We start from the raw sequence: 12746 nt of genomic DNA, 5'->3' as shown, positions 1-12746 counted from the left end.
AAGTCCGCAGAATTATGCCAAAATTAAAAACAAAAAGCTCAGCAAAAAAAAGATTTAAAGTATCTGCTAAAGGCAAAGTTATGTCTGCTCAGGCAGGTAAGAGACACGGCATGATTAAACGAACGAATTCACAAATAAGAAAACTTAGAGGCACTACAACTTTGTCAAAACAAGACGGCAAAATTGTTAAATCATATATGCCGTACAGTTTAAGAGGTTAATAATGGCTAGAGTTAAAAGAGGTGTAACCAGTAAAGCAAAACATAAAAAAGTATTAAAAGCTGTAAAAGGTCAGTGGGGAAGAAGAAAAAATACTATCAGAGTTGCAAAGCAAGCAATGGAAAAATCCATGCAGTATGCTTATAGGGATAGAAGAAATAAAAAAAGAGACTTCAAATCATTATGGATACAAAGAATTAATGCAGGTGTAAGAGCTGAGGGAATGACTTATTCAAAATTTATTAATGGTTTAAGTAAATGTGGTGTTGCAATAGATAGAAAAATTTTAGCAGAAATTGCTTACGATAGTCCAGAAGCGTTCAAAACAATTGTACAAAAAGCTCAATCCGCTTTAAATTAATCTCTATTGTTTTTATTTCTTAAGGAAATAATCTACTAATATGTCAGACATAAAAAATATTAGAGATCAATTTGTATCAAGGCTTAAAAACGGATTAAGCCTAGATGAAATCAATTCAATCAAAACAGACTTATTTGGTAAAAATGGTCAAATTTCATCTTTATTTAAAACTGTAGGATCAATTCCAGAGTCTGATAGAAAAAGATTTGCAGCAGATTTGAATAAAATAAAAGATGAACTTCAATCTTTAATTTCGGAAAAAATCAAAGAAATCGAAACAAAAGAAATTAATCAAAAACTTGAAAAAGAAAAAGTTGATATAACTCTACCTGAAAGACCTTTTGTTAGAGGAAAAATTCATCCTGTATCTCAAACTATAGATGAGATTTCATCTATATTTTCAGAAATAGGTTTTAGCGTGGAAGAAGGACCAGATGTAGAAAACGAATATAATAATTTTACAGCGCTAAACACTCCAGATAATCATCCAGCTCGTGACATGCATGATACTTTTTATTTAGATGAAAATAAGGAAGTTTTATTAAGGACACACACTTCACCTGTTCAAATTAGAACAATGTTAAAAGATAAACCACCTTTTAAAATTATTGCTCCAGGTAGAACATATAGATCAGATAGTGATCAAACACATGCACCAATGTTTCATCAGGTTGAGGGCCTCCATATAGATAAAAATATTAACATGGGTCATTTAAAGGGATGTTTAAATTATTTTATTAAAGAGTTTTTTGAAGTGGAAAAAATTAAAATGAGATTTAGACCAAGCCATTTCCCTTTTACTGAACCATCTGCAGAAGTAGATATTGGTTACGAAATTAAAGATGGCAAAATTATTATAGGAGAGGGAGATCAATGGCTTGAAATTTTGGGCTGCGGAATGGTTCATCCAAACGTTTTAAAAAATGTCAAAGTTGACCCTGCTAAATACCAAGGATATGCATTTGGCATAGGAATAGATAGACTTGCAATGTTAAAATACGGTATCAATGATTTAAGAGCTTTCTTTGATTGTGATTACAGATGGTTAAATCATTTTGGATTCGATCCTCTTGACGTGCCTACAAATTATAGAGGATTAAGTCGATGAAGATAACATTTGATTGGTTAAAAGATCATTTAACTGTAAGTGCCAAGGAAGAAAAGTTACTTGAGAAATTAACTGATATTGGACTTGAAGTTGAAAGTGTTGATAATTTAGCTGAAGGTTTAGATTTATTTAAAGTAGCAAAAATTTTAAAAACCGAAAAACATCCCAATGCAGACCGTTTAAAAGTTTGTGATGTTGATGTAGGCGAAAATGAAGTAAAGAAGGTTGTATGTGGCGCACCAAATGCTAGAGAAGGTTTGATAACTGTTTACGCTCCTCCTGGTGCGGTTATACCAAAAAATAAAACTAAATTGGTAATAGCTAAAATTAGAGACGTTACATCTTATGGAATGCTTTGTTCAGAATCTGAACTAAATTTTTCTGATGAAAGTGATGGAATTACTGAGCTTTCATCTTCGAAATATAACAAAAGTATAGGAAAAAGTTTTTTTACACAATCAAGCTCAAATTTAATTGATTTATCTATCACTCCGAACAGACCGGATTGTCTTGGTGTTAGAGGAATAGCTAGAGATTTAGCAGCATCTGGTTTTGGTAAATTAAAGCAGATTAGAGAACAAAAAATAAAATCAAAAAAATCTCAAACAGTTAATGTTAAAATCACGAACGAAAAAAATCAAGGATGCTTTTCTTTTGGAAGCTGCTTAATAACAAATGTAAAAAATACCGAAAGCCCAAAGTGGTTGAAAGATAAATTAATTTCTATAGGTCAAAAACCTATTTCAGCAATAGTTGATATTACAAATTATGTAATGATAGACATTAATCGTCCATTACACGCTTATGATGCTGATAAAATAGAAAAAGGAATAATTGTTAGAAACTCAAAATCTGGAGAAGAGTTTACAGCATTAGACAACAAAAAATATAAGCTTGAAGATGATATGTGTGTAATTAGTGATGACAATGGTGTGCTAGGACTTGGAGGTATCATTGGAGGCACAAGATCTGGAACTGAGATGGATACAAAAAATGTTTTAATTGAATCAGCTTATTTTGATCCAAGATCAATCAGAAGAACAGCAAAAAAATTGAATATTGATACAGATGCAAAATTTAGATTTGAAAGGGGAATAGACCAATTGTCAATTGAAGAAGGTTTAAATAAAGCAGCATTTTTAATTAAAGAAATTTGTGGTGGTGAAATTAGTAAGATAGATATTCAAAAAATTAGTAAATTTAAAAATCAAATAATTAAATTTGATCCAAATTCATTTGAAAAAGTAACAGGTTTTAAAATTTTAACAAAAGATATGTTAAAAATTTTAGACAACTTAGGTTTTAAATCCAAAAAAGATAAAAAGGTTTTTAAATTAACCGTACCATCCTGGAGGCCAGATATTTCTCAGGAAATAGATGTTGTTGAGGAATTGGTAAGAATAGTTGGCTATGATAAGATAAAGATTGAAGAGCCAATCAAAGAAAGAAAAAAATCTACTTTAACACAAACTCAAAAACTGTTTCATTTTCTTCAAAGATCTGTTGCTTCAAAGGGTTATTTGGAGGCTATTACATGGTCTTTTACGGACTCAAAATATAATAACCATTTTAAAGGTCAAAAAGAAGAATTAAAAATTGTGAATCCTATAAGTTCAGAATTAGGAGTTTTAAGAAATTCAATATTTTCTAATTTAATTATGTATATGAGCAAAAATATAGATAGAGGAATTAAAGATTTATCTATTTTTGAAATTGGCCCAACATTTTTTGGAAAAAAACCTGGTGAACAAAATACAGTAGTTTGTGGATTAGCTGCTGGAAAAAAATCACGTCTTTCTTGGTTAGAAAAAGAGAGAAATGTTGATGTTTTTGATATTAAAAAAGATGTAGTTCAAACTTTAGTTGAAGCAGGCTATGATTCAGAAAAATTTTTTATTGATGATGAAACCCCTGATTATTATCATCCAGGTAAATCAGGAAGATTATTTTTGAACAGAGGCAAAGAAAGTCTAGCTGCATACTTTGGTGAAATTCATCCGAATATCATTAAGGAAATTGATATGAAAACAGAGTCACTAGTAGGTTTTGAAATATTTCTTGATAATTTAAAATTACCAAAAAAATCATTAAAAGATCAAAAAACAAAATATTCTGTTTCAGATTACCAAAAGTCAGAAAGGGATTTTGCTTTTATAGTTGATAAGAAAATTAATGTTCAAGATTTAGTAAATGTTATTTCAAATGTTGATAAAAAATTGATTTCTAACATTAAAGTTTTTGACGTCTATGAAGGTGATAATATTCCAGAAAATCAAAAATCAATTGCAATCAGTGTTACAATTCAATCTCAAGAAAAAACTCTTAAAGATGCTGATTTAGATCAAATCAATAAATCAATTATAGAAACAGTAGAAAATAAAACTGGCGCTAAAATTCGATCCTAAAGCCAATGAGTTCAATCGATAATATAAGAAATTTTGCAATCATTGCACACATTGATCATGGAAAATCTACTATTGCAGACAGAATAATTCACAGTTGTGGTGGTTTGACTGAAAGAGAGATGAAAGCTCAAGTTTTAGACTCAATGGATATTGAACGAGAGAGAGGCATCACAATTAAGGCGCAAACAGTAAAGCTAAATTATAAAGCTAAAGATGGAAAAGAATATATTTTAAATATTATAGATACCCCTGGCCACGTAGACTTTAGCTATGAAGTAAGTAGGTCATTATATGCGTGTGAAGGTTCAATTTTAATTGTAGATAGTACTCAAGGGGTTGAGGCTCAAACTTTAGCAAACGTTTATCAGGCATTAGATACAAATCATGAAATTGTCCCAGTATTAAATAAAGTAGATTTACCAGCTTCTGATTTAGAGAGAACAAAAAAGCAAATTGAGGAAGTTATTGGGATAGATACTGAGAATGCTATTCCGTGTTCTGGAAAAACTGGTGAAGGAATAGAAGATATTTTAGAGCAAATTATAACGACTTTACCAGCACCAAAAGGAGAAAGTTCATCGGATTTAAAATGTTTACTAGTCGATAGTTGGTACGATACTTATTTAGGTGTTGTCATATTAGTTAGAGTTATAGATGGGAAACTTTCTAAACACATGAAGATCAAAATGATGTCTACAAATCAAGAATATATCGTTGAAAAAGTTGGTGTTTTTACTCCAAAGCCAGTTGATATCACTGAATTAAAAACAGGAGAAATAGGATTTATTACAACAGGTATAAAAGTGTTATCAGAAACAAAAGTTGGAGATACAATTTGTGACGCAACAAAACCATTGAAAGAAGCTTTACCAGGTTTTAAACCAAGTAAACCTGTAGTATTTTGTGGATTATTCCCTGTTGATAGCTCAGAGTTTCAAAAATTAAAAGATGGTTTAGCAAAGTTACAATTAAATGATGCAAGCTTTTCTTTTGAACCAGAATCATCTTCAGCCTTAGGTTTAGGATTCAGATGTGGATTTTTAGGTTTACTTCATCTAGAAATTGTAACAGAGCGACTTGAAAGAGAATTTGATGTTAATTTATTAACAACAACTCCTGGAGTAGTTTATAAAGTTCATTTGAATAATGGTGATACTATGGATTTGCAAAATCCATCAAGCTTACCAGATCCTACATTAATAAAATATATTGAAGAACCTTGGATTAAGGCAACTATTATTACTCCAGATCAGTACTTAGGTTCAATAATTAAAATGTGTCAGGACAAAAGAGGAGTACAAACAAACCTTAGCTATTCTGGGAATAGAGCTGTAGTAAATTATGAACTTCCCTTAAATGAGGTTGTGTTTGATTTTAACGATAGACTTAAGTCAATGACAAGTGGATATGCAAGTTTTGATTATGAAATAATTGAGCACAGAGAAGGTGATCTAGTAAAACTAGGTATTTTAGTGAATGGTGAACCTGTTGATGCTCTAGCTATGATGATACATAAAGATTTTGCTCAAAAAACCGGGAGAGAAGTTTGTGAAAAACTAAAAGACCTAATTCCAAGACATAATTTTATGATTCCTGTTCAAGCTGCAATTGGTGGAAAAATTATTGCTAGAGAAACTATCAAAGGTTTTAAAAAAGATGTTTTAACAAAAATTCACGGTGGTGGAGCAACAGATAGAAAAAGAAAATTATTAGAAAAACAAAAAAAAGGTAAAGCTAGATCAAAACAATTTGGAAGGGTGGAAATACCTCAAGAGGCATTTATTGGTGTTCTTAAAATTTCAAAAGAAAAATAACTGGAGAGGTGGCCGAGTGGTTGAAGGCGCACGCTTGGAAAGCGTGTAAAGGAGCAATTCTTTCATGGGTTCGAATCCCATTCTCTCCGCCATTAAATAAGTTAAGTTTTTCCACATTAATTTATCCATTTAATGGCTTTAATAGTAAGATAAATCAGCAATTTTTTGAAAAAATGTTATAATTAATTTTTTCCAAAATTTAAAAAATGACAAACAAAAATACATACCAAGCAGATTCCATCAAAGTTTTAAAAGGTCTTGAAGCAGTTAGAAAAAGACCAGGGATGTATATAGGTGATACTGACGATGGAACAGGTTTACACCATATGGTTTATGAGGTTGTTGATAATTCTATAGATGAGGCATTAGCAGGTCATTGTAAAAATATTAATGTAAGAATTAACTCTGATGGAACAATTACTGTAAATGATGATGGTAGAGGTATCCCTGTTGACATGCACAAAGGTGAAAAAAAATCTGCAGCAGAAGTTATTATGACTCAACTTCATGCTGGAGGAAAATTTGACCATGATTCTTATAAAGTTTCTGGTGGGCTGCATGGAGTTGGAGTCTCGGTTGTAAATGCATTATCAGAAAAATTACAATTGGAAATCAATAGAGATGGAAAAAAACATTATATTGAATTTAAAAATGGTGAAGCAAAATCCCCTTTAAAAGTTATTGGTAAGTCTAAAAATACTGGTACCCAAATTACATTCTTGCCTTCAAAGGATATTTTTTCCTCAATAAAATTTAGCGCAAATATTTTAATAAAAAGAATGAGAGAGCTAGCATTTTTAAACAAGGGTATAAAAATAATTTTTACTGATGCTAGTCAAAAAAAAGAAAAAACATCTGAATTTAAATTTGATGGAGGTGTGCTTGAATTTGTAGATTTTTTAGATGAAAAAAGAGAAAAGCTGCAAAATAAAAATGGCAATGATCTTTTTAGAAAACCAATTTATATTGAAGGTAAAAAAAATAATATCGAAATAGAATGTTCCTTAAAATGGAATGCTGGTTATGCAGAGGATATATTTCCTTATACAAATAATATTTATCAAAAAGATGGTGGAACTCATTTATTAGGTTTTAGAAGTGCACTAACAAGAGTAGTAAATAAGTATGCAAATGAAAATAATTTATTAAAAAAAAATAAATTAGCTATATCTGGAGATGATATTAAAGAAGGTTTAACATGTGTTCTTTCAACAAAAATCCCAGATCCAAAGTTTTCTTCTCAAACCAAAGATAAATTAGTTTCCTCAGAAGTAAGAATGATTGTTGAAACACTGGTTAATGAAAAATTATCTATATGGTTTGATCAAAACCCATCTATTGCAAAAATAGTTCTAGCGAAAGTTATTCAGGCAGCTATGGCAAGAGATGTCGCTAGAAAAGCTAGAGAAAATGTTAGAAGAAAAGGAGCACTAGAATTAAGTGGTTTACCTGGGAAATTAGCTGACTGCCAAATAGGAAAGCAAGAAGGCACAGAATTGTTTATTGTTGAGGGTGATTCAGCAGGCGGTTCTGCTAAACAGGGAAGAAATAGAGCTAATCAGGCTGTATTACCTCTAAGAGGTAAGATTTTAAATACATATGTTGAAGATATAAATTTGAAAAAAAATGGAAATGGCAATGGCTCTGATCAAAGAACTAAAGCTTTAGCAAAAATGATTTCTTCAAATGAAATTGTAACGCTTATTAACGCATTGGGTCTAGATCCAAAGTCTCAAGAAATAGATTTAAAAGATCTCAGATATGGCAAAATTATTATTATGACTGACGCGGATGTAGATGGTTCTCACATAAGAGCATTGTTATTAACTTTTTTCAATAATAAACCATTTAATAAATTAATTGAAAATGGCCATGTATACTTAGCTCAACCACCACTTTTTAAAATCAATAAAGGATCTAAAGGCATTTATATTAAGGATGAGAAAGAATTAGAAGATTACATTGTTGCGAATAATAAAGATTTAAAAAAATTAAAAAAAGGATCAAAAGAATATTCCAATGCTTTAGATTTAGAAAAATCAAAAATGAATATTCAAAGATTCAAAGGGCTTGGTGAAATGAATCCAGAAGAGTTGTGGAATACCACATTAGATCCAGAAACTAGAAATTTATTACAAGTACAGTATTCAAAAGATCTAAAAAAAGATCAAAGTTTAATACACACACTGATGGGCAATGATGTTGCCTTACGAAAAGATTTTATAGTTTCTAATGCTATTAATGTAAAAAATCTTGATATTTAAAAATGAAGTTTTTTGAAACTTCGAAACATCATTCTTTTAAAAAATCTACTTATATCAGTTTAAGATGGATTGGAATTATTGGACAATTAATTGCAGTAAATTTCGTATATTTTGTATTAAATTTTAAATTTGACTTTTTTATATCAAACCTAGTTATTTTATTAGGCATTATTAGTAATTTTTATTTAATTTTCATTTATAAAAAAACTCAATTATCAGATCGATCAGCATTTATATTTTTGGTTATTGATATTTTGCAACTAGCAATTTTACTCTACTTATCAGGTGGAATAATTAATCCTTTTGTTATTTTTATAATAATTCCAAGTGTATTTTCATCTTCTAATTTGAGTTTTAGAACAAATACATTACTTGTATTTTTAACAGCCTTTTCCATTATTTTTTTAACCTTTTACTCTACAGAATTACCATCACCACTAAGCGAAAATTTTTATGTAAGTCCGTTTTATTATTATTCTATTCCGCTTGCTTTATTAATTGCTCTTATTTTTTTAAACTATTTTGCAATGACATTTGGGACACAAACTAGATTAAGGAAAGAGGCACTTACTAAAATGGAAGAGGTAATGGCAAAAGAACACGAGCTTTTATCACTGGGTGGTCAAGCTGCTGCTGCCGCCCATTCACTAGGTACACCACTTTCAACTATAAAAATAATTACACAAGATTTAGCAAAACAATTTGAAGGCAAAGAAGATGTTGAAAAAGATATTAAATTACTATCTAGCCAAGTTGAAAGATGTAATGAAATCTTAAAGCGATTAACTTTAAATCCAGTTGAGGAAGATGAGTTTATTGATAAAGACATATCTTTAAGAGATTATTTAAATGAAATTATTGTATCTTTTAAAGAAATAAGTTCTAAAAATTTTATTTTAAATATTGATCAAGATTCTAATCCGAAAAAAATTACCAAGTCTATTGAAATTGTTTATGGATTAAGAAATTTTATTGGAAATGCTAATAAATTTGCACATGTAAATATCTTTATAAATTTAAAAAGTGATAGTGAAATTACTGAAATAAGCGTTGAGGATGATGGTGAGGGATATCCTAGAGATATTTTATCAAAAATTGGTGAGCCATATTTAAAATCAGACAATCCTCAAGATAAATCAAAAACTGGATTAGGATTAGGTCTTTTTATAGGAAAAACTTTATTAGAGAAAAACTTTGCTCTTGTTACTTGTAGAAATTCAAAAACTAGAACTGGGGCAGAAGTAATAATAAGATGGAAAAATAAAGATCTCTTTAATATTTAATGATAATTTTTCTTTGTTTCAAATAAAGAGCTTAGCTGAGAAATCATTACATCTCCTAACTCATTTACATCAGTAATTTTTATAGCTTTATCATAATACCTTGAAACATCATGACCAATTCCAATTGCCAATATTTCAATATCAGATTTGTTTTCAATAAATTTAACCATTTTTTTTAAATGCTTTTCTAAAAAATCTCCAGAATTTACTGAAAGAGTTGAGTCATCCACTGGTGCTCCATCAGAAATTACCATTAAAATTTTTCTTTCTTCTTTTCGTTTTTTAATCCTATTGTATGCCCATGATATTGCTTCACCATCTATATTTTCTTTTAGCAAACCTTCTTTTAACATCAGTCCTAAATTATTTTTAGCTTGTCTCCATTGAGTATCAGCACCCTTATAAATGATATGTCTTAAATCGTTTAGTCTTCCAGGAGTTTTTGGTTTTGAGTTTCTGGTCCAAAATTCTCTACTTTGTCCACCTTTCCAATTTTTTGTAGTGAAACCTAAAATTTCTACTTTGACAGAACACCTTTCAAGTGTTCTTGAAAGAATATCAGCACATATAGCAGCAATAGTAATAGGTCTTCCTCTCATAGATCCAGAATTATCTATAAGTAAAGTTACAACAGTATCTTTGAAATCAAGATCTTTTTCTTTTTTAAAAGATAGAGAATTATATGGATCTATTATAATTCTTGGTAATTTTGAACTATCTAGTAAGCCCTCTTCTAAATCAAATTCCCAAGCTCTATTTTGTTTCGCAAGTAATTGTCGTTGAAGTTTATTGGCTAATTTAGTAATTACGTCCTGAAAACCAATCAATTGTTGATCTAAATTTTTTCTCAACTTAGTAGCTTCATCTGCATTTTCTAATTTCTCAGCTTTGACTACTTCATCATATTGAGTTGTAAATATTTTATAATCAAGATTAACATTATCAATTTTTTTTTGAATTACTTGCTCAGAATTTTGTTCATCAGATTCTACATCTGACAATTGTTCATCTAAATTAAATTCATCTATACTATAATCAGCATCAACAGAGGCTTCTGTTTCTTGGTCATTGTTTTCATCTTTATTGTCTTCGTTATCTTTATTTTGATCATCATTTGATGGATTGTCTTGACCTTGGTCTTGATTTTCTTCCTCTTCTTTATCTTCTTCATCACTTTGAAAAATATCCATGTCCTCTAATATTTGAGAAAACTTTGAACTATAAGTGTTTTGATCTTCTAAGTTTTCTATTAAAAATTCTTTATGTTTTTCAATTGATTGCTCAAAGTCTTTTTCCCAGAAATTAAGCATTTTAGTTGTTAAAGAGTTTAATTCTATATTGTGAAAGTGCTTGAGCATATATAACTCAAATGCCTCTGATACAGGGACATCTTCTTTTGTTTTAAGTTGATCTTTCCTTTTACGATTAATTATTTGATTATAGTTTTCAGATAAATTTTTTTGAATTCCTTTTAACATTTTACCTCCTATCACCTCATATCTAATTTTTTCAGCTATATTATACAAAGATCTTGAAGAGGTATTAGAAGGTAAATTTTTTTTATAAATTTTATCATCAGAGAATCTCTTTTTGAGTGCTTTTGAGTCTGTTTCAGCTCTTAATTTAATAAAATCACTTGGGCTATTAAGAGTATCTACTTCTAAAGAATTGATTTCTTGAGCTTTTTTATTTTCAGTAGATCTATTATTTATTTCAAAATCATCAGCAATAACTTTAGCTGTTGATGTTAAAGCAATTCTAAATTTTTCTTTTAAGTTTGTTTCTTTACTACTCATTTAGATTTGAATATTTATCAAAGATTCGGGCAATTCTTCACCAAAACATCTTTGATAATATTCTGCGATAGTGTTTTTTTCTATGTCATCGCATTTATTCAAAAAGGTAACTCTAAAAGCATATCCAGTATCTTTAAAAATCTCTGAGTTTTCAGCCCAATGAAGAACAGTTCTAGGACTCATGACTGTAGATATATCTCCTGCAATAAACCCTTTTCTAGTTAAGGAAGCAACTTTGATCATGTTAGCAACTTTTTCTTTACCTTTAGGGTTATTTAGATTTTTATTTTTTGCCAAAACTATATCCATTTCTCTATCAAGACTTAAGTAATTTAGTGTAGTAACAATGTTCCATCTGTCCATTTGACCTTGGTTAATTTGTTGAGTTCCATGATATAGACCTGTTGTATCACCAAGACCTACAGTGTTTGAAGTTGCAAATAGTCTAAAATATTTATTCTGACTAATTACTTTATTTTTATCTAGTAAAGTAAAATTTCCTTCAGCTTCTAATACTCTTTGAATAACAAACATTACATCAGGTCTTCCTGCATCATATTCATCAAATACTAATGCAACTGGATTTTGAATTGACCAAGGTAAAATTCCTTCATTAAATTGTGTTACTTGCTTTCCATCTTTAAGTACAATTGCATCTTTTCCAATTAAATCTATTCTACTGACGTGGCTATCTAAATTCACACGGATACAAGGCCAGTTTAGTCTTGCAGCTATTTGTTCTATATGGGTAGATTTTCCAGTACCGTGATATCCTTGCACCAAAACTCTTTTATTAAATGCAAATCCTGAAATGATTGCAAGGGTAGTATCCCTATCAAATTTATAATTTTTATCTATTTCAGGAACGTATTCACTTTTTTTTGAAAAAGCATCAACTTCCATTTCAGAATCAATTCCAAATGATTGCTTTAAAGAGACTTTTATATCAGGTTTAATATCAAGATTTGGTGTCAATTTTTTCTCTATAAGTGTTTTTAAGTTGCGTGTAAGCTAAAGTTATTAATTTTAATTTTTCCTCGTATTTTCTATTTCCGGCATTCATATCAGGGTGAAATTTTTTAACAAGCACTTTGAATTTTTCTTGTATTTTTTTCCATTTTAAACCCACTGTTATACCCAATATTCCAAATGCTTTTATATCTTTATGATCAAATTTAAATTGACGCATGTGGTTATAGTCTCCATTAAATTTATCTTTATCAAACTCATCTTTTAATGTTGTATTCCAAAGAACTTTAAAAAAATTATCAGAAGAACTAAAATTTTGTGTAGGTTTGTGCCACGTCATATCTGATTTTAAGAAATTAATAACTTGATTATCACTCATTCCTGAAAAGTAATTCCAATTTTTGTTAAATTCTTTCACGTGTTCAAGGCAAAGCATTCTATACTTTCTGCTGTTATCTTTTTCGATTGGTGCTTTATATTCGCCAATTTCCTTACAATTATTCCAATCACATATATTTTTCATGATA

Annotated in this window: 10 protein-coding genes and 1 tRNA gene; 8 read left to right on the top strand and 3 right to left on the bottom strand. The window is 29.5% G+C overall.

Going from position 1 to position 12746, the window contains the following annotated elements; translation table 11 throughout:
* The first annotated feature begins 14 nt into the window (after positions 1–14).
* The 8 genes from rpmI (at position 15) to ACTTBN_RS04925 (ending at position 9454) form a co-directional block, all read left to right on the top strand.
* Positions 15–221 (top strand): 50S ribosomal protein L35, encoded by a 207-nt coding sequence (gene rpmI, locus ACTTBN_RS04960; protein WP_440681293.1) that lies wholly within the window; start codon positions 15–17, stop codon positions 219–221.
* A gap of 2 nt (positions 222–223) precedes the next feature.
* The gene (gene rplT / locus ACTTBN_RS04955) at positions 224–580 is read left to right on the top strand and encodes a 50S ribosomal protein L20 (protein WP_440633264.1); all 357 of its coding nucleotides are present in this window, start codon (positions 224–226) and stop codon (positions 578–580) included.
* A gap of 40 nt (positions 581–620) precedes the next feature.
* Positions 621–1688 (top strand): phenylalanine--tRNA ligase subunit alpha, encoded by a 1068-nt coding sequence (pheS, locus tag ACTTBN_RS04950; protein ID WP_440681292.1) that lies wholly within the window; start codon positions 621–623, stop codon positions 1686–1688.
* Positions 1685–4093, top strand: coding sequence for a phenylalanine--tRNA ligase subunit beta (gene pheT, locus ACTTBN_RS04945; RefSeq protein ID WP_440681291.1), 2409 nt, complete (start codon positions 1685–1687; stop codon positions 4091–4093). The genes pheS and pheT overlap by 4 nt, the downstream gene beginning before the upstream one ends.
* Before the next feature lie 5 nt (positions 4094–4098).
* Positions 4099–5907, top strand: coding sequence for a translation elongation factor 4 (gene lepA / locus ACTTBN_RS04940; RefSeq protein ID WP_440681290.1), 1809 nt, complete (start codon positions 4099–4101; stop codon positions 5905–5907).
* Between the two features lie 2 nt (positions 5908–5909).
* Positions 5910–5999 (top strand) — tRNA-Ser (locus tag ACTTBN_RS04935).
* Positions 6000–6113: 114 nt separating this feature from the next.
* Positions 6114–8171, top strand: a complete 2058-nt coding sequence (locus ACTTBN_RS04930) for a DNA gyrase subunit B (RefSeq protein ID WP_440681289.1) — start codon at positions 6114–6116, stop codon at positions 8169–8171.
* Positions 8172–8173: 2 nt separating this feature from the next.
* Positions 8174–9454 (top strand): ActS/PrrB/RegB family redox-sensitive histidine kinase, encoded by a 1281-nt coding sequence (locus ACTTBN_RS04925; RefSeq protein WP_440681288.1) that lies wholly within the window; start codon positions 8174–8176, stop codon positions 9452–9454.
* Here the strand turns inward: ACTTBN_RS04925 and ACTTBN_RS04920 are convergent.
* The 3 genes from ACTTBN_RS04920 to ACTTBN_RS04910 are packed head-to-tail and all read right to left on the bottom strand — an operon-like array spanning position 9451 to position 12742.
* Entirely contained in the window at positions 9451–11250 is a 1800-nt protein-coding gene (locus ACTTBN_RS04920) for a cobaltochelatase CobT-related protein (protein WP_440681286.1), read from the bottom strand. The two genes, ACTTBN_RS04925 and ACTTBN_RS04920, sit on opposite strands and share 4 nt — an antisense overlap.
* Complete coding sequence (cobS, locus tag ACTTBN_RS04915) at positions 11251–12225, bottom strand: cobaltochelatase subunit CobS (RefSeq protein ID WP_440681285.1); 975 nt, start codon at positions 12223–12225, stop codon at positions 11251–11253. It abuts the gene before it with no gap.
* Complete coding sequence (locus tag ACTTBN_RS04910; RefSeq protein WP_440681284.1) at positions 12209–12742, bottom strand: J domain-containing protein; 534 nt, start codon at positions 12740–12742, stop codon at positions 12209–12211. The genes cobS and ACTTBN_RS04910 overlap by 17 nt, the downstream gene beginning before the upstream one ends.
* Positions 12743–12746: the final 4 nt, after the last annotated feature.

This window comes from Candidatus Pelagibacter sp. HIMB1623 (assembly GCF_052047695.1).
In the GTDB taxonomy this organism is placed as follows: Bacteria; Pseudomonadota; Alphaproteobacteria; order Pelagibacterales; family Pelagibacteraceae; genus Pelagibacter.
This window is presented reverse-complemented; position numbering and strand designations above follow the sequence as displayed.

Excerpts from the sequence above, each read along its gene's own strand:
- ACTTBN_RS04925 (WP_440681288.1), top strand. The coding sequence starts at position 8,174 with ATGAAGTTTTTTGAAACTTCGAAACATCATTCTTTTAAAAAATCTACT.
- ACTTBN_RS04930 (WP_440681289.1), top strand. The coding sequence starts at position 6,114 with ATGACAAACAAAAATACATACCAAGCAGATTCCATCAAAGTTTTAAAA.
- lepA (WP_440681290.1), top strand. The coding sequence starts at position 4,099 with ATGAGTTCAATCGATAATATAAGAAATTTTGCAATCATTGCACACATT.
- rplT (WP_440633264.1), top strand. The coding sequence starts at position 224 with ATGGCTAGAGTTAAAAGAGGTGTAACCAGTAAAGCAAAACATAAAAAA.
- rpmI (WP_440681293.1), top strand. The coding sequence starts at position 15 with ATGCCAAAATTAAAAACAAAAAGCTCAGCAAAAAAAAGATTTAAAGTA.
- pheT (WP_440681291.1), top strand. The coding sequence starts at position 1,685 with ATGAAGATAACATTTGATTGGTTAAAAGATCATTTAACTGTAAGTGCC.
- ACTTBN_RS04920 (WP_440681286.1), bottom strand. The coding sequence starts at position 11,250 with ATGAGTAGTAAAGAAACAAACTTAAAAGAAAAATTTAGAATTGCTTTA.
- pheS (WP_440681292.1), top strand. The coding sequence starts at position 621 with ATGTCAGACATAAAAAATATTAGAGATCAATTTGTATCAAGGCTTAAA.
- ACTTBN_RS04910 (WP_440681284.1), bottom strand. The coding sequence starts at position 12,742 with ATGAAAAATATATGTGATTGGAATAATTGTAAGGAAATTGGCGAATAT.